16 protein-coding genes, 1 tRNA gene and 1 riboswitch are annotated in these 17,599 nt (G+C 62.1%); of the genes, 8 read left to right on the top strand and 9 right to left on the bottom strand.

Annotated features, from left to right (window positions below; all coding sequences use genetic code 11):
- Positions 1-42 precede the first annotated feature (42 nt).
- The 5 genes from CFR79_RS02730 to CFR79_RS02710 all read left to right on the top strand — a co-directional run bounded on the left by CFR79_RS02730 (position 43) and on the right by CFR79_RS02710 (position 7,036).
- Entirely contained in the window at positions 43-879 is an 837-nt protein-coding gene (locus CFR79_RS02730; RefSeq protein ID WP_162900414.1) for an SDR family NAD(P)-dependent oxidoreductase, read from the top strand.
- A 37-nt stretch (positions 880-916) separates the two neighbouring features.
- Complete coding sequence (locus CFR79_RS02725) at positions 917-4,210, top strand: efflux RND transporter permease subunit (protein WP_110546845.1); 3,294 nt, start codon at positions 917-919, stop codon at positions 4,208-4,210.
- Between the two features lie 70 nt (positions 4,211-4,280).
- Positions 4,281-4,357, top strand: a tRNA-Arg gene (locus CFR79_RS02720).
- 275 nt (positions 4,358-4,632) lie between these two features.
- Positions 4,633-5,847 (top strand): cytochrome b, encoded by a 1,215-nt coding sequence (locus CFR79_RS02715; RefSeq protein WP_110546844.1) that lies wholly within the window; start codon positions 4,633-4,635, stop codon positions 5,845-5,847.
- 62 nt (positions 5,848-5,909) lie between these two features.
- Positions 5,910-6,012: riboswitch (TPP riboswitch) on the top strand.
- Positions 6,013-6,118: 106 nt separating this feature from the next.
- Complete coding sequence (locus tag CFR79_RS02710) at positions 6,119-7,036, top strand: ABC transporter substrate-binding protein (RefSeq protein WP_408884555.1); 918 nt, start codon at positions 6,119-6,121, stop codon at positions 7,034-7,036.
- A 19-nt stretch (positions 7,037-7,055) separates the two neighbouring features.
- Here the strand turns inward: CFR79_RS02710 and CFR79_RS02705 are convergent, their stop codons facing one another.
- Positions 7,056-7,583 carry a DUF2721 domain-containing protein gene (locus tag CFR79_RS02705; protein ID WP_165927309.1) on the bottom strand — a complete coding sequence of 176 codons (528 nt, stop codon included), beginning with the start codon at positions 7,581-7,583 and terminating at the stop codon, positions 7,056-7,058.
- Positions 7,584-7,685: 102 nt separating this feature from the next.
- On the opposite strand from CFR79_RS02705, the gene CFR79_RS02700 reads away from it, so the two are divergent.
- From CFR79_RS02700 to CFR79_RS02690, 3 genes are all read left to right on the top strand, one after another.
- On the top strand, positions 7,686-7,958 hold the full coding sequence (locus CFR79_RS02700) for a hypothetical protein (protein ID WP_110546842.1): 273 nt from the start codon (positions 7,686-7,688) through the stop codon (positions 7,956-7,958).
- Positions 7,959-8,404: 446 nt separating this feature from the next.
- Positions 8,405-10,162, top strand: a complete 1,758-nt coding sequence (locus CFR79_RS02695) for a porin family protein (RefSeq protein WP_181417337.1) — start codon at positions 8,405-8,407, stop codon at positions 10,160-10,162.
- Positions 10,163-10,595: 433 nt separating this feature from the next.
- Complete coding sequence (locus tag CFR79_RS02690; protein WP_110546840.1) at positions 10,596-11,684, top strand: oxidoreductase; 1,089 nt, start codon at positions 10,596-10,598, stop codon at positions 11,682-11,684.
- Between the two features lie 6 nt (positions 11,685-11,690).
- Here CFR79_RS02690 and CFR79_RS02685 read toward each other — a convergent pair whose 3' ends face one another.
- From CFR79_RS02685 to CFR79_RS02650, 8 genes are all read right to left on the bottom strand, one after another.
- The gene (locus CFR79_RS02685; protein WP_110546839.1) at positions 11,691-13,355 is read right to left on the bottom strand and encodes an ArnT family glycosyltransferase; all 1,665 of its coding nucleotides are present in this window, start codon (positions 13,353-13,355) and stop codon (positions 11,691-11,693) included.
- A gap of 12 nt (positions 13,356-13,367) precedes the next feature.
- The gene (locus CFR79_RS02680; RefSeq protein ID WP_110546838.1) at positions 13,368-14,123 is read right to left on the bottom strand and encodes a glycosyltransferase family 2 protein; all 756 of its coding nucleotides are present in this window, start codon (positions 14,121-14,123) and stop codon (positions 13,368-13,370) included.
- 21 nt (positions 14,124-14,144) lie between these two features.
- Positions 14,145-14,639, bottom strand: coding sequence for a F0F1 ATP synthase subunit B family protein (locus CFR79_RS02675; RefSeq protein WP_102324935.1), 495 nt, complete (start codon positions 14,637-14,639; stop codon positions 14,145-14,147).
- Positions 14,640-14,671: 32 nt separating this feature from the next.
- Positions 14,672-15,286, bottom strand: a complete 615-nt coding sequence (locus CFR79_RS02670) for a F0F1 ATP synthase subunit B family protein (RefSeq protein ID WP_102324936.1) — start codon at positions 15,284-15,286, stop codon at positions 14,672-14,674.
- 16 nt (positions 15,287-15,302) lie between these two features.
- Positions 15,303-15,527 (bottom strand): ATP synthase subunit C family protein, encoded by a 225-nt coding sequence (locus CFR79_RS02665; protein WP_003616715.1) that lies wholly within the window; start codon positions 15,525-15,527, stop codon positions 15,303-15,305.
- Between the two features lie 61 nt (positions 15,528-15,588).
- Positions 15,589-16,338, bottom strand: a complete 750-nt coding sequence (locus CFR79_RS02660) for a F0F1 ATP synthase subunit A (RefSeq protein ID WP_102324937.1) — start codon at positions 16,336-16,338, stop codon at positions 15,589-15,591.
- A 12-nt stretch (positions 16,339-16,350) separates the two neighbouring features.
- Positions 16,351-16,692, bottom strand: coding sequence for an AtpZ/AtpI family protein (locus tag CFR79_RS02655; protein WP_102324938.1), 342 nt, complete (start codon positions 16,690-16,692; stop codon positions 16,351-16,353).
- Between the two features lie 124 nt (positions 16,693-16,816).
- The gene (locus CFR79_RS02650) at positions 16,817-17,593 is read right to left on the bottom strand and encodes a hypothetical protein (RefSeq protein ID WP_110546837.1); all 777 of its coding nucleotides are present in this window, start codon (positions 17,591-17,593) and stop codon (positions 16,817-16,819) included.
- Positions 17,594-17,599 lie beyond the last annotated feature (6 nt).

Genomic DNA, 17,599 nt, shown 5'->3' with positions numbered 1-17,599 from the left:
GGGGGTAGCGCAGTTCTAACAGGGTGTATGTATTCTGCGAACATGAAACAGGAATCGATACTCATCACCGGCGCCTCCTCCGGTATCGGACGCGGCATCGCCCTGGCCCTTGCCCGACCGGGCCGCAGGCTGCATCTGGGGGGACGAAACCACGCCAACCTGCGCGACGTGGCGGCACGCTGCATCGCACGCGGGGCGGATGCGCGCATCCGGGTGCAGGATGTGCGCGAACGCGCGGGCATGGATGACTGGATAACCGGCACGGGCACGCTTGACCTCGTTTTTGCCTGCGCGGGGATTACGGCATCCACCCGGGGCGGCGAGGAAGCCCCCTACGAACCGGATGACCAGATCCGGCGCATGTTCGCCACCAACGTGGACGGCGTGATCAATACGGTGCTTCCGGCGCTGCAGGTCATGCGCGCCCAGCCGCGCGGGAGCGATGGCGTGCGCGGGCGCATCTGCGCCATGTCATCCGTGGCGGGGCTTGTCTCGTTTCCCGGAACGCCGTCCTATTGCGCGTCCAAGGCGGCGGTGGACCGTTTCATGGTGGCGACGGGCGGCAACATGGCGCGGGCCGGTATCCTCCTGTCCAGCGTGTGCTGCGGTTTTGTCGCAACCCCCATGACCGCAGGCAACACTTTCCCCATGCCCGGCCTGACACAGACCGGCGATGCCGTACGCGCCATCATATCCGGCGTGGCGGAGGGCAGGCGGCGCATCTTCTTCCCGTGGTGGCTGGCCGCGGGGTCGCGCTTCATGGACCTGCTGCCCATCAGGATTGCGGAATCCTACTATTTCCGTCAGGCGGCGGGACAGGCAGGCACCATGCCCGAAACCGGCCTGACACCCGAAGACGGGACAGCACCATCAGCATGAACGTGGACTGCATGAAGGTCAGGGTCGGTCACAGTCGATGAACCTGTGCCGCGTTTTTATCCTGCGCCCGGTTGCGACCACGCTGCTGGCCGCAGCCATCCTGCTGTCCGGACTGTTTGCGTATCGGGTGCTGCCGGTGGGCGACCTGCCCGATATTGCCGTGCCGGTCATCTACATCATGGCCACGCAGCCCGGTGCGTCACCCCAGCAGATGGCAAGTTCCGTCACCACCCCGCTGGAACGCAGGCTGGGACAGATCGCGGGTGTCAGCGAGATTGAATCCGATTCAAGCCAGGATACCGCCTTCATCCTGCTGACGTTCAACGAAACCACCAATATCGACGCGGCGGCCAACGATGTTGAAGCTGCGCTGCGCGCCGCGCGCGCGGACATGCCCGCCACCCTTCAGTCCCAGCCGCAGTACTGGAAGGCCAACCCGTCCGACAACCCCATCCTGATCCTTGCCCTGACATCGGACACGCAGCCGGTATCGGAACTGTACGACATCGCCAAGACCCGGCTGCAGCCCCTGCTGTCGCAGGTACAGGGGGTAGGCTGGGTGGAAATCGCGGGCAGTTCGGCCCCTGCCGTGCGGGTGGAAATCAATCCGTGGCCCCTGTTCAAATACGGGCTGGGGTTCGAGGACATCCGTTCAGCCCTTGCTTCAGCCAACGCCAATACGCCCAAGGGCATCATAGAAAACGACACCACCCGCTATACGCTGGCCACCAACGATCAGGCCCGCGTGGCGGCGCAGTACCGCAACCTGGTCATCGGCTACCGTGACAGCCGTCCCGTAAGGCTGCAGGACGTGGCCAGCGTGCGTAACGGTGTGGAAAACGAACGCCAGATCGGCTTCCTGAACGGTCACCGCGCCGTCATGGCCATCATCCGTCCCCGGGCGGGGGCCAACGTCATCCACGTCATCGATGAGATCAAGGCCCGCGTTCCCACCCTGCGCGCGGCCCTGCCGCGTGGGGTCACACTTGTCCCGGCCATGGACCGTTCCGTTACCATCCGTGCATCGCTGGCGGATACGCAGTGGACGCTGCTGGCATCGGTCGTGCTGGTGGTGGGGGTGGTGCTGGTTTTCCTGCGCACGGTGCGCTCGACCCTGATCCCGGCCATTACCGTCCCCATTTCGCTGGCGGGTACGCTGGCGTTCATGGCGCTGTTCCATTTCTCGCTCGATATCCTCTCGCTCATGGCGCTGACGATCGCGACCGGCTTCGTGGTGGATGACGCCATAGTGGTGCTGGAAAACATCGCCCGCCACATGGAAGCCGGGATGGACCGCAAGGCTGCCGCGCTACGGGGATCGCGTGAAATCGGGTTTACGGTGCTGTCGATCACCATATCGCTGGTGGCGGTATTCCTGCCGCTGCTGTTGCTGGCGGGCACACCGGGCAAGGTGTTTTTCGAGTTTTCCATGACACTGGCGATCACCGTCACGGTCTCGCTGGTGCTGGCGCTGAGCCTGACGCCCATGATGTGCAGCCTGTTTCTGGAAGTGGGCGAGAAGGCGCCCCCCGATGCCACCGCACCATGGTGGCGGCGCTGGCCGCACCGCGCGGGCGACAGGCTGGAATGCGGGTACCAGTGGCTGCTGCGCCATTATGAACGCTCCCTGTCACTGGCGCTGCGCCATCATGTCCTGACCGCCATTACCCTGCCGCTCAGCCTTGGGGTGATGATTGCGGTGATCGTGTTCATGCCCAAGGGCATCCTGCCGAAGGAGGACGTGGCCCTGGTCATGAACTTCTTCCGGGCCGACCAGACCACGTCCTTTCCCGCCATGACGCAGAAAATCCGCGCCATAAGTGACGCGATGATGGTGGACAGGGACACGCAGGAGGTCATCGCCTTTTCCGGGGACACCAATATCGAAGGCCAGGCTTTCGCGCAGATGATCGACCGTTCCCGGCGCGATGACAGCCCGGACGACATGATCGCCCGCATCCATAAACGGCTGGAGGATATTCCGGGGCTCGACATTTCACTGTTTTCGGCAGGCGACATAAGCGGCGGCGGCGGACGGCAGAAGGAAGGCGCGTACCGCTACCTGCTGACCAGCGACAGCGCCGATGACATCTATACATGGGTGCCAAGACTGGCCGCCGCCCTGCGCACGGCCCCGGCCCTGCGCGATGTGACCACGAATGTCATGAATAACGGCGCGGCGATCCATGCCGACATCATCCGCGATCTTGCGGCGCGCTACCTTGTCACGCCACAACTGGTCAGCAACACGCTGTACGATGCCTTTGGCCAGCGCGCCGCATCCAATATCTCGACATCCCTCACCACCTATCATGTGGTGATGGAAGTTGCCGACCAGTACCGGACATCGCCCGATATCCTGAACAGCTTCCGCGTCTCGACTGCCGGGGGCAGTCCCGGCGGCGGCACGGTATCCAATACCGTGCGCGTCACGACGCAGGCCGGGATACAGGCCAGCCGCAGCACACAGCTCAGCCAGCAGTCCTTTCGCAACCAGATCGCCAACCGGCTGGCGGGGGGCAGTGCCGCGTCGAACGGCTCGGCCGTATCCTCCTCCACCGAGACCATGATCCCGCTTTCCGACGTGGCGCGTCTGGTGCCGCGTCCCACCGCCATCACCGTTTCCCATCAGGACGGGTTCGTTTCCGCCGCCATTTCCTTCAACCTTGCCCCCGGCATGGCGCTGAGCGACGCATCCGCCACCATAGCGGACACCATGATCAGGCTGCATGTGCCTCCTTCCATCCATGGCGGGTTCACCGGGCAGGCGGCCCAGTTCCAGTCAGCCATCATCAACGAGGTACTGATTTTCATCGCGGCCCTGTTCACGATCTACGTGACGCTGGGCATCCTGTATGAAAGCTACATCCACCCGCTGACCATCATGTCCACCCTGCCCTCCGCCGGGGTGGGGGCGGTGCTGGCGCTGTGGGCCAGCGGGCAGGAATTTTCGCTCATCACCATGATCGGGATGATCCTGCTGGTCGGGATCGTGAAAAAGAACGCCATCCTGATCGTGGATTTCGCCCTGCATGCCGAACGCGACCGGGGACTTTCCCCGCGCGATGCCATCCATGACGCCTGCATCCAGCGTTTCCGGCCCATCCTCATGACCACGCTGGCCGCCGCCCTTGGGGCCGTGCCACTCATCACCAACAGCGGCTACGGCATAGAAATGCGCCGCCCGCTGGGCATTACGGTGGTGGGCGGGCTTATGATGAGTCAGTTGCTGACGCTGTACACCACGCCGGTGGTCTATCTTTACATGGAACACATCCGCACATGGACCGTAGACAGGGCCAGACGGCTGCTGGCGCGCAGGCGGGGATGAAAAAATTTTCCATAAGCAAAAAAAGGGGGTTGCAGGGGTCAGCCGTGTCGGCTAGAAACCGCCTCACAGCGCACCCGTAGCTCAACTGGATAGAGCACCAGACTACGAATCTGGGGGTTAGAGGTTCGAGTCCTTTCGGGTGCGCCACTTTCCTTAAAAAACAGACTGTCATTCGGAAAATCGCCCTGAGCGGTCCTGTGCGCGCATCTGCGCGTCAACGACAGTCCATGCGGAGCCTGCCTGCCCGGTGGATCGCACGATCCGGTCGCGCGCGGTTTCCGTCATGCGCCACGGTGCCCGCCTGTGTGCAAGCCAGCCCTTCCCATGCGGGGGCGGGGCGTTCCAAAAAGAAAGGTGCCTGCCGCCTGCGGGGCTGCTACACCCGTGGCTGATCTTTCTTTGTCTGAATTCAGGAAACAAGAATGAACGGGTCCGGCCTCCCCGAAAACATTCCCCCCCACGCGGAACCCGCATCGGGTGGCGGCGTCCTTTCGTGGATTGACCGCAGGCTTCCTGTCATCAGTGCTTTCCGCAAGGAATATGTGGACTTCCCCATGCCGCGTAATCTGAACGCGCTGTGGAATTTCGGGGCGATCCTGTGCGCCGTGCTGGTGCTCATGCTGGCGACCGGCATTTTCCTTGCCATGAACTACACGCCCACCGCGGCAGGCGCTTTCATGTCCATCGAGATGATCGAACGCCAGTTGCCCGGCGGCTGGGCGCTGCGCGCCATGCATGTCACCGGGGCGAGCCTGTTCATGGCCGCACTGTATATCCACCTGTTCCGGGGGCTGTACTATGGCTCCTACAAACAGCCGCGCGAGATTTTGTGGCTGTCGGGGCTGGGGCTGCTGGTCATGGTCATGGTCACCGCCTTTGCGGGCTATGTCCTGCCATGGGGGCAGATGTCCTACTGGGGGGCGGATGTTGCGGGCAAGGCGGTGGGGGCCGTGCCGGTTATCGGCCCCACGCTTGAACACATCATGGAAGGCAGCGACCAGTTGGGGGATATTTTCATCCACCGCTTTTTCGTGCTGCATTTTGTCATGGCCTTCGCCATCGTCGCCATTGTCGGGCTGCATGTCGCGGCCCTGCATGTGCCGGGGCCGAACAACCCGACCGGCAAACCCGTGAATGCGCGCGACACCGTCCCTTTCCATCCGTACTACACCACCAAGGACCTGACCGGGCTGGTGGTATTCGCACTGGTGTTCGTAGCCCTCGCCTTCCTGTGGCCCGACCTGCTGTCCGAACCGGAAAACTACCGTCCCGCCAACCCCCTGCACACGCCCGCCGATATCGAACCGGAATGGTATTTCCTGCCTTTTTACGGGATGCTGCAGTCTGTTCCGTCAAAATTCGGCGGCCTGCTTGCGGCGGGGGGATCAATCGCGATCCTGTTCGCGGTGCCATGGCTTGACCGATCCTCCATCCGTTCGGCCCGCTCGCGTCCGCTGTGCCGGGCTGGCATGGCGGGGCTGGTGGCGGCTTTCGTGCTGATGGGGCTGGTTGGACGCCACCATGCCGAAGGGGGCTGGATGATCGTGGGCCGGATCGCGACACTGTATTATTTCAGCTACTTCCTTGTGCTGCTGCCCCTGTGCGCACGGCGGGAAATGCGCGGCACGGCAGGCTGAACCTGCCATCGCGCACGGTCCGCAAGCCGTGACTTGACGGGCGACGCCGCCTTCACACACTCTCTGCCCGACCGGGGTGCCCTGCAACAGAAGTGCCGGGCTGAGATCACACCCGTTGAACCTGATCTGGGTCATGCCAGCGAAGGGAGGCGTCCTGCCATGGCCCACCGGGCCTGCGCCCTGCCTGCCATCCGTCGCTGATACGCTGGAAGGAAGGCACATGCGCACCCTTGTCCATCATCTTTTCGCCCTGCTGGGGCTGCTGGCCTGCATGGTCGTGACGACACCCGTGCGCGCCGCCGACCGGCAGGTGACCGTGGTGCTGGACTGGTTCCTCAATGCCGATCATGCCAGCCTGCTGGCCGCGCAGTATAGCGGCGCCTTCACCCGCCATGGACTTGATGTCAGGCTGATCGCGCCTGCCGATCCCGGATCGCCCGCCCGTCTGGTCGCGGCGGGACAGGCGGATATGGCCGTTTCCTACCAGACACAACTGGGCATGCTGGCCGATCAGTCCATTCCGCTGATGCGCGTGGGCACGCTGATTGACACGCCGCTCAACGTCCTGATCGCCAGTGACACCATCCATACCATTGCGGACCTGAAGGGCAGGACGGTCGGCATTTCCATGCCGGGGGTGGATGATGCGGCGCTGGACGCGATGCTGCATTCGACGGGGCTTGGCCTTGCCGACGTGCATCAGGTCAATGTCAATTTCCAGCTTGAACAGGCAATCATAAGCCATGCGGTGGATGCGGTGATCGGGGCCGTGCGGACCTATGAACTGATCGACCTGCAACAGAAAGGCGTCAGGGTTTCAGCCTTCTTCCCCGAGGAGCACGGCGTGCCCATGTCCGATGAACTGGTCCTGCTGGTGGGACGGGATCATGTGCGTGAGGCATGGATACGCGCCTTCATGGATGCACTGGCGGAAGGAACGAATACGCTTATCAACCACCCCGACACCATTCTGGCGCAGGCGATCCACGATCACCCGGAACTCGACACCCCGCTGAACCATGCGGCGTGGCAGGCGACGCTGTCGCGGCTGTGCAAACAGCCCGCGCTGCTGAACATACCGCGCTACCGGGCCTTTGCCGCCTTCCTGCATGCCCACGGCATGATGACCCGCGACATTGCGCTGGAACAGTATGCGGTTGACCCGTTCAGCCTTGATCCCGCCCCCTGAAACCAGCCCCGTGCGGCGATCAGTCCTGTTCAAGGGCCATGTTATTGAGCATGTCGCGCCTGTGCGGCAGGAACGTCGTTACCCGCAGGCCGTGCCATGCGACGATGCTGTCCCCCAGGAACATGGCCAGCGCGATAACGGTGCAGACCAGCGCATTGCCGAACATGAGCACCAGCCACCAGGCGATGGCGGAATCCCGCACGCTGCCCAGAAACAGCGCGAAAGCTGACCCGCAGGCGGATGCGCCGCCCACACCGGCGAACAGGATCGCGGCATCCAGCAGCAGCGTGCGGTAATGCAGGTGGGTCAGGCGGCGCAGCAGCACGCTGGTGCTGTCCTTTCCCTTGGTGTCCGTGGTGTCATCCGCATTTTCCAGCTTGTCGCGCACCGTCTCGATATGATCACTGACGCGGGCAAGCCGGGTGTTGAACATGTTCAGCAATGTACCGATGCCGGACAGCATGAAGACGGGTGTCAGGGCTGTCTGGATCAGATGGGCAACGCCATCGACGGAATCATCGGGAATAAGGCCGGGAAAGGCAGACACTGCAGATATATCCTTGGATGCGGTCAGGACCTGCGTTTTTTGGGCTTATCCCTGCCCCCGTCAAGGGGCAGGATCGATACAGACACGAAAGGAGCCACCGTCATGTCGCATAATTACGCCACGCCGCTTACGCCTGAAAAACGGCTGACGCGCGTCCTGTCCCGCATTCCCGACGACTGGTCCGTAAACATCGACCGGCAACCCGACGGTAACGGCGGCACCTGCTGGCGCGCACGCGTGACTCTGCCCGGCGATGATGCACTGGACTGGACCGCCCCGCAGGGCACGATGGTCGAGGCGCTGGAAACCGCGTGGCGTCAGGCCCGCGCCCTGCTGGGTGGTGAGGCAGGCCCGCAGGTTACAGTCAAGAATTAAGTCAATAAAATATAAACACAGCTTTGTGATGCTGTGTGCTGTATTTCCGGTTGGATGAACCCCTGCCCCCATCTGATTTATTGAACAGAATCTGGAAATTCATGCGCACACGATTGTTTGATGCATCCGATACAATGTTTCGTATCCGGACCATTCATCTCCGTTCCGGGCGGGTGCGTACTGCAATATCGTACGGAACCGGTCGGGAAACACACAGCTTTTTCAGGATGACTGTTTTTTGAACCTTGCATAAAAAAAAAGGAATATTTGCTAACAAATTCCTTCCGCCCATCGGAAACCCGCTGTTTTTCCCCTGCGCGTGCAAGGAAGAATCCCTGCACGCTCATGCCCCGGTTCCGTCGACATACGCGCCCTGGGACAGCCACCAGCCCCCATTGACCCGCCGGGTTTTATACAACAGGAATGCGGACAGGGAGTTTAATACTATGTCGGCTGGAAAATTGGCGCGTATTGGCGCAGTAGTTGTTATGGCAAGTAGCGGGGCATCCCTTGCCTGCCCTGAAGACGCGCGTGCTGATGATTACAGTGAACTCCTCGATATCCTGAAGGCGAAGGGCAGCCTGACACAGGGCGAATACCGCGGCCTGCTGGCCCATCATATGCAGCATGCGCGCGAAGCGGCCTCCGCCGCACGTGCGCAGCAGTACATGCCTGCCCAGCGTCGTACCATCATTCCCGCATCCACCCACACCCAGATGCGCACCGCCATGGGCCAGAAAATCCAGCCGCCCGGCCAGATCGACATCGGTGGCGGGATGGACCCCAACGATGTACTGGCGCAGGCCCAGCAGGCGGCGGCCAGTGCGCAGGCCAGCGCGGCATCGGCAGAATCCACATGGCTTGCAGCCCAGCATACCATGGACAGTTCATCGCTGGTGCATGTGGACAAATACGTGCCCGGTGGCGGCCTGACCTTCAAGGCAGGGCCGATCGACATCAACCTGTCCGGCTTCATCAACGGCTTTTACACCTATAACAGCCCGGCTGGCGGCCATCCGGTTGCAGGCGGTGTTTCCACCGGATCGAGCGGGTTCGATTCCTCCGCGCTGCGTAACGGCCTGCTGCCCGCGGGCCTGATCCTGAAGCTCAAGACCACCCAGAACGGCATCGACCTTGCCGCCGTGATGGGCATGTATCCTGGCATCAACAATGCCAAGAACGGCGCATTCAACGCCAATACGGGTGGTAGCCCGGTCGGGCTGGGAACCGCCGGCATCGATTTTCGTCAGGTTTACGTGACGGCGGGCAACAAGAAATGGGGCACGTTCAAGATTGGTCGTGACCTTGGCATCTTTGGCGGCGACGCCATCCTTGATGACGCCACGCTGCTGAGTGTCGGTTCAACAGGCAGCAACTCGGCGCCGGGCAATACCTCGCTGGGCCGTATCGGCGTGGGTTATGTGTATGCGGACTGGATTCCGCAGATTTCCTATCAGTCGCCCACCATCAAGGGGTTCCAGGGCACGATCGGCATCCTGCAGCCGCTGGATGAATTCGATTTCTCGGGCGATGACGCCAATGGCAATGCCTATTCGGCCAGTTCCACCCAGCACAGCTCGCCCATGATCCAGGGCAAGGTGACCTATGACTTCAAGATCGGCGGCCTGAGTGCCCGCATCTGGGCCAGCTTCCTGACCCAGCACCAGCAGGACCTGACCGTAAGCCGGACCACAACCGTCAACACGGCCCTGCTTGAAGCCAGTGGCGGGATCTACAACATGGCCACAACCACCACGGCGGATATGGCGGTCAATCCGGGCCAGAAGCGTGGCGTTACGGCGGAAGCGGGTGAAATCGGCACGAAGCTGACCTACGGACCCGCGCAGTTCGTCGGCTACTACTACCGTGGCAGCGGGCTGGGCACGACCGGCCTGTTCTTTGATGGCGTGGCCAGCAACGGCCGCAAGCGTGCATCGGAAGGCTATTATGTCCAGATGATGTACAACTTCACCAAGCGTTTCAAACTGGTGGGCAGCTATGGTGTCAGTAACCTGTATCAGGCACCGGGCGAGGATGATCCGGATCTGGTCCGCCGCAATGAATCCGAAGTGGGCGCCGCCTACTATAAAATGACGGACTGGCTGAATCTGGTGGCGGAATATGCCCATACCAGTTCGGCAGCACACGGACCGTACAAGGAAAGCGACAACAGTGCTTCCGGCGGTATGATCCTGCTGTTCTGAGCGTTTAACGCCATCCGGGCGAGAACATCCTGACCGGGGCAGGCGGGCATACCGTCTGCATCGGGATGCGGGTTAACCTTATCCCTCACTGCGACGGCTGGTGGCGGAGCAGTCTTGCATAGGTCGTGTTCGTGCAGATTACGTAGAAGTTTTTGGTGAAGCCTTTTTCAAAAAGGTGGCACCCAAAAACTTTTATTTATCAATCAGTTATTCCAAAATGGGAATAGTCTGGACAGGTCGCGCAGCCCCGCGCCATAAAAACTGGCTGCAACAGGGACTGTTCGCCGGAAAAGGGTAAAGACGAGGCCCGCTTTCCCCGCTTCCATACCGCCATCAAACGACCGCGTTCGTCGCCGGTCCGGGCATCTGGCCGCCGGAAGCAGTTTGCTGCAAAAACGGGTCCTGCCGTAATGCACCGGAAGAAAGGCAACAGATGCCCACACCATCACGCTGGCCACTACGGGTCGGGATTGTCGGTTATGGATTCGCCGGGCGCACATTCCATGCGCCACTTATTGACGCAACACCCGGTCTGGCGCTGGTCGCCATTAGTTCGGGGCAGCGCGCCCTCGTGGCACAGGACTGGCCGCAGGTTCAGGTGGTGGATACGCCCGATGCGCTTTTTGCCCTGCCCGATCTCGATATGGTGGTGATCGCCTCCCCCAACGAAACCCATGCACCACTGGCACGCGCCGCCCTGCATGCGGGGCTGCATGTGGTGGTGGACAAGCCCTTCACCCTTGATCTGGCGCAGGCCCGCGCACTGGCCGATGAGGCACAGGGCTGTGGCAGAATCCTGTCCGTTTTCCAGAACAGGCGGTGGGACAGCGATTTTCTGGCAATCCGCAACGGCCTGAATGCCGGAATGATTGGGCGGGTGACCACGTTTGAATCCCGTATGGACCGTTTCCGTCCGCAGGTGCGCGACCGCTGGCGCGAAGCCGATATGCCCGGCAGTGGCCTGTGGTTCGACCTTGGCCCCCATCTGGCCGACCAGGCCCTGCAACTGTTCGGCCTGCCGGATTCCATACAGGCCACGCTTGCCTGCCAGCGCGATGACGCCAGCATTGATGACTGGGCGCAGGTGATACTTCTCTACGGGCAGATGCGCGTCAGCCTGCATTGCAGCATGCTCGCAGCATGGCCCGGCGCACGTTTTGCGGTACATGGCACAGGTGGCACGCTGCTCAAGCGCGCAGCGGACCAGCAGGAAACCCAGCTTCGCACGGGCATGGTTCCCGGTGCCGATGGCTGGGGCGCGGACCCTGACGACATGCTGGTATTCGATGGCACGGATACACCCCGCGCCGTGCCCTCTCCACCGGGCGACCAGCGGATCTATTATGCGCTGCTTCGTGATGCCGTCATGGGCCACCGCGCGAACCCGGTTCCCCCCATACAGGCCATTGCCGTCATGGCTGTGCTGGAAACCGCCGCACGATCCGCCCGGGACGGCAAAAGACTTTCCCTCCCCCTGAACGAAGAAGAAAAAGTCCTGTGGGCGCAGGTATGGGAACGTTAGGGCCGATCAGTCCGGCTGGCGGATCACGCCATACAGCCCGATATCGAGATATTTGCCGGTGGAATAATTCAACCCGCGCTGCTGTCCCAGTTCATGCAGGTCCAGTCCATCCTGCATGGCGCGGGTGCTGAAGGCCACCAGATCCTGTGCGCCGACCAGCACCAGAGCGCATTTCTGGTTCTGTTGCAGGAAGTCCGCTGCTGCCGTGGCGCCCATCAGCCGTGTATTCTGACCCAGCAGAAAAACAAGGCTGGGTTCGGAATCCGATATGGAAGCCACGACCGTCTGCGCGCAGGGACGATGATCATCAACCATGGCGGCAAGGCGGGGGCTGAGCCAGATGGTCTGCAAACGTGGAATAACAGTAGAAAAAAGCCCCACATGGATAATGACCGCAGCCGCCACCGCAGCCATGACGGCGCGCAGCATATCCCGATGCACGATCAGATAACCCGACAGCACCAGCAGGGGTAACGCACCGGCCGGGATCAACATGGCTGCGGGGGAAAAGGTGCCTTCCATCCGCCACAGCAGCACCGGACCCGCAAATGCCAGAACCGAACCCAGCGTGAACCAGAGCACCGCATAGGCCGCAAGCGCACCCCGCGCCCATATCGCATGCGGCCATTCCCAGCGGGAGGAATAGGACACGACGGCAGCAGCCGTCAGGATGGCGATGGCGGGATAGGTCGGCAGCACGTAATGCGGCAGCTTGGTGGCGATGGCTTCGAACACCAGCCAGTGCGGCACGATCCAGCACAGCAGGTAGCGCACATGCGGTTCAAACCGGCGCGCCCACACAAAAGGCAGGCTCATGGCCGCGAACAGCGACCCCGGCCAGAAAGCAAGGGCGAAAACCGCAAGGTGATAGCCCGGCGGCAGACCGTGTGTTTCCTGCCCGCTCGCCACCTTGCCAAGGAAATTGCGACCGACTGAACGGGAAAAGAAATCCCCATGGCTTTTGACACCAATCGCCACGCACCATGGCACGACAATGGCCAGCATCAGCAGCCATCCCCATGAAGGGCGCAGACGCCGCCACCAGTCGATGCGCCGTTCCACCAGCGCAAGGGCCAGCGGCGTGCCAAAACCGGGAATAAGGATGACCGGCCCCTTAAGCATGAGGCCACACCCCAGCGCCGTCCAGTAAAGCAGCGCTGCAGCCAGAGGCGTTGCAAGATCACGTTCGCGGTCCAGATAGGCCCGCAGCAGTCCGCATTGCGCCAGCAGCACGCATAGCAGCAGCGTGGTATCAATGGTGGCCATCCGCCCTTCCGCCGTCATCAGCACGGACACGGCCAGCAGGGCCGCGGCCAGCAATCCGCAGGCAGGGCCAAACAGCGCCGCCCCAATCCACGCGGTCAGGACGGCGGCAGCGGTGACAGACAGAAGTGAGGGAATGCGGTAGGGCCAGACAGCGTGCGTGTCCTGCATGCCGGTCAGGCGGACGGCAGCCGCTTCCAGCCAGTAAATGCCAGCAGGCTGCAGGTAGCGGGGCTGATCGAGAAAGCGGACATCGACATAGTCGCCACCATGCAGCATCTGCGCCGTGGCTTCCATGTAACGCGGTTCGTCACGATCCAGCGGCGGCAGCGTGGCCCGCCCGGGCAGGAACAGGACAAACACGGACAGCGCCACCAGAATATAGTGGCGCAACGTCAGACGCGTCATGGCATGGCCCCTTCAGCGTTCGGTAACGCGTTTCGGTATCCTGGCGCGGCTGTTCAGCCACATGACACCCAATATGTCCCGGACGCCTACGATGGCCCGGTTGAAATTGGTATATTTGGAAGATCCGTGCAGCCGGTTGCGATGATGGACCGACATGCACACCAGCGGTACGCCCCGCCGCCCCATAAGGGAAGGCAGGAAACGGTGCAGTCCCTCGAACTGGGGCAGACAGAGGAAATCGGCCCGCCGGAACGCCTTGAGCGAAGCACCGGTATCGGGGCAGCCATCATTCAGCAGGCGACTGCGCAGGCCGTTGGCGAAACGCGACGCCAGCCTGCGCGACAGGGTATCGCGCCGCTTGGTGCGCACCCCCACCACAAGCGGGGCACGTCCCCTGGCCGAACGGCACAGGTCGAGCATGGGTGCGAAATCGGCGGGGTTGTCCTGACCATCCCCATCAAGGGTGATGACCCATTCGCCCCGCGCGGCTTCCATGCCGGTGCGCAGACCCGCGGATTTACCACAGGGCCGGTCATGACTGATGATACGCAGGTCTGGCAGGATACCGTCATCCCTTACGGCCTTCAGGGCCGCAACCGTATCATCCGTGCTGCCGTCATCGACAAAGATGACCTCGGCTACAGGCAACTGGTGCAGGGATGCCGCTATTTCCTGACAGAGGGGGCGGATGTTCTCCCCCTCGTCCAGCACGGCGGCGATGATGGAAACAACAGGGGCGTCATCCGCCCCATCGCGTATTTCCGACATTGCGGCTGTCAGCAAGGGCTGTCAGGCAGCGCGCTGGGAAAGGACTGCCGGCATGTCGCTGATCGACTTGTCAACGATCTTGCCATCGGTATCGGCGTTCAGGCTGGCGGCCAGCGTCTCACCCGTGGCCTGAATGGCGATTTCAATGGCCATTTCACGCACTTCCCGCAGGGCGGAGCGTTCAGCCGATGCAATACGATCCTTTGCCATCTGTTCGCAGCGGGCGGCTACGGCGGCGGCATTCTTATTGGCCTGTTCCGCAATGATGGCGGCTTCCCGCAGGGAATGTTCGACCAGTTCCTTGGCCTCGGCAATGGCCGCTTCCCGGTCACGGGTGGCGTCCTCAAGCATCTGCTCGGCCTCGCGGCGCAGGCGCGCGGCTTCATCAAGCTCGGCGCGGATGCGTTCCGCCCGTCCGTCCAGTGCGCTCACCAGGGGCTTCCACAGTGAGCGCCCGAACAGGACAAAGAACAGGACAAAGGCAACAGCCGACCAGAAACGGGGATCATGAAACATGATTATGACCTGTCTGTCTTGGGCAGCGCGGGTCAGAGACCACGTGCTGCCGCAGCAGAACCGACCTTTGCCGTCACGAAATCGGCCGGGGCGGCAATGCCGGATAACTGATGGATCAGCGTTTCCGCCGTCGTTGTGGAAATCTCACGCACGGATGCCAGTGCCGTTCCGCGTGCCTGCGCAATGCGGGTTTCGGCATCATGGATTTCCGCAGCCAGCCGTGCATTCATTTCCTCGGTCTGCCGGGCGGCGGCAAGACGTGCCTCCTCGACAACCTTGTCCACATTGGCCTGTGCTTCCGCCAGGGCATTACGCCGTGCCGTATGCAGTTCGGCCACTGCTTCGTCCGCGCGGGTCTTGGCCTTGTGCGCGATACCAAGATCCGTCTCGATCGTCTGGCGACGCAGCGACAGGACCTTTTCCACCTTCGGCAGGGCCGAACGGCTCAGCAGAAGATAGAGTACCAGAAAAATGCCAGCGCCCCACACCACCTGACCGATGACATAGGGATTGCCGAAATCAAGCTGGGGCATGCCCTCGGCGCGCGCGCCAGGGGCGACCATGGCCATCAGCGGCAGAGCCAGCGCGGACGAGGCCAGCAAGGTCCCCGCCCTTCGGATGTTTTCATACACCACGGCGCGCGCCATGTTCGCCTCCAGCGTATCAGACGAACAGGATCAGGAACGCGATCAGCAGCGCATACAGGGCAACGGCTTCCGTCAGGGCGAAGCCCAGCATGCCGAGACCGAACACGTGCGGACGTGCGGACGGGTTGCGCGCGATGCTGCTGACCAGCGTGGAGAAGATGTTACCAAGGCCAATGCCAACGCCGGCGAGGGCGATAACGGCGATACCGGCACCAATTTCACGGGCTGCTGCGATATCCATGTCTTGTTTTCCTTGTTTCAGACGTTCTGGATTGAAGCGATGGAAGACGGCGTGCGACCCGTTAGTGGGCCACCGCCTCCCTCAGATAGATGCAGGTAAGGATGGCAAACACGTAGGCCTGCAGGGCACCCACCAGCAATTCGAGTGCCATCAGCGCGATATTGATGACCACGGGACCAACGGCGATCACATCACCGAAGAAGCCCAGACCGGCCAGCATGATCGTGAAGGCGGCAAACATGTCGAACATCACGTGACCGGCGACCATGTTTGCAAACAGACGGATCGACAGGCTCACGGGACGTGAAAGAAACGAAAGGATCTCGATCGGGATCAGCAGCGGGGCAAGCGCCTTGGGCGCGCCGGCGGGCATGAAGTGGGCGAAGAACTTCGCCCCCTGCACCTTGAGCGATACGATGATCGAGAGGCAGAACACCATCAGCGCCAGCGCCAGCGTCACGGCGATATGGCTGGTGAAGGCGAAGGAGAAAGGCAGCAGGCCGAGGTAGTTACCGGCCAGGATGAAGAAGAACAGCGTGAACACGAACGGGAAAAACGCCCGTCCTTCAGCGCCGATCGTATCGACCGCCATGTTGTAGATGAAATCGTAGCACATCTCTGCCGCGGCCTGGAGCCGTCCCGGCACCACGGCCGCCGGACGCATGCCCAGATACAGGAACGCCAGAACCACAATGGAGGCGACAATCATCATCATGGGGGACTGGCTGAACCGCAGGGATTCACCAAGTACTCCCAGAACTGGATGGAGCTCGAACTGACCGAGCGCGTCGATGGATGATCCGGCCGCCAACTTCGTTCTTCCCTATATCCGTCCTGAGCCGTTATCCGGCCCGTCTGCCTTCGTGTTTATGGCATCGGGCCTGACAAGACGCCAGACATTAAGCACACCCGCCACACCCCCGAAAAGCGAGAACACGATAAGGAACCAGGGCTTTGAGTGCAGCCAGTGGTCTAGCCCCCAGCCCATCGCAACCCCGACCACAAGCGCCGATACGAGTTCCGTCCCGGCCCGGAGCACCAGCCCCAGATCGGACATCGTTCCACCGGTGGCCTGTTCGGCTGCCGCGCGCGGTTTGACGCGCTCACGGGCAGCTTCCAGTCGCCGGTCAAAGGACTCGCCTGAAGGCCTGTTATCCTTATCCACTTCTCGCACCTCCCATAGGGTGCAGGCGCTAGCTAACGATGCAGCAATAACCTGTCAAGCAAGGGGCGGCAAACAAACGCCCCATCCCCGCATCTTTTTTATCGCGCATGCGTTGTCCGCCCCCTTATTCGGCGGTCGAACCACCGGGAATGACATCATAACCCGAACTGCCCGGAAACGCGCCGGGCGGCGGTGCGTCAGCGGGTTCGATATGGATGGCCTGACTGATATCCGGGCCGATTTCACGCGCGTTGATGGCCGTCCCGCGCTCACCGGCAACACCGATACCAATGGCATGCAGCGTGGCGCCCGGCCGCAGCCATGCGGCAAGACGGGTGGCATTGGTTTCACCCACGTAAATCACGCTGTGATCACGCATGATAACGCCCTGCACCTTGCCCTGCATGTCATATAGCGGGGCAAGGATCGTGCCATCGACCGGAACATCCGGCCCGATGCTGGGGGAATCAGATGGTGCGACAGCCGTGGCGGAACGGACATCGGCAATACGCTGCCCGCGTGGCCCGGTCACGGCATAGGCGCGCACGATGGGCCTGCCTACGCCCTTCAGCCCGGCTACCGTCACCTGCTCGCCGGGGCGGACGATGCCGGGCAGGCTGTCGCCCAGTTCGTGCGTACAGAAAACCTGCGTGCCATCAGCCAGCAGCAGGCCGGACACCTGCCCCGACGCCGTCAGGATATATTGCGTGACCTGACCCGTCGTGACCGGCAGGGGCGCGATATCGAATACCAGTGCGGGCTGCGCAACGGCTGGCGTGGATGGCGCGGGATGCTGCACGGCCCCTTTTCTGTCGGCTGCATGGGCGCTGCCGCCCACAAGGCTGGCTGCCACAAACACGCCCGCAAGAAGGCGGCAGGGGGAATGTCGATAAATGTCCATGCAGAT

This window comes from Komagataeibacter saccharivorans (genome assembly GCF_003207825.1).
In the GTDB taxonomy this organism is placed as follows: Bacteria; Pseudomonadota; Alphaproteobacteria; order Acetobacterales; family Acetobacteraceae; genus Komagataeibacter; species Komagataeibacter saccharivorans.
This window is presented reverse-complemented; position numbering and strand designations above follow the sequence as displayed.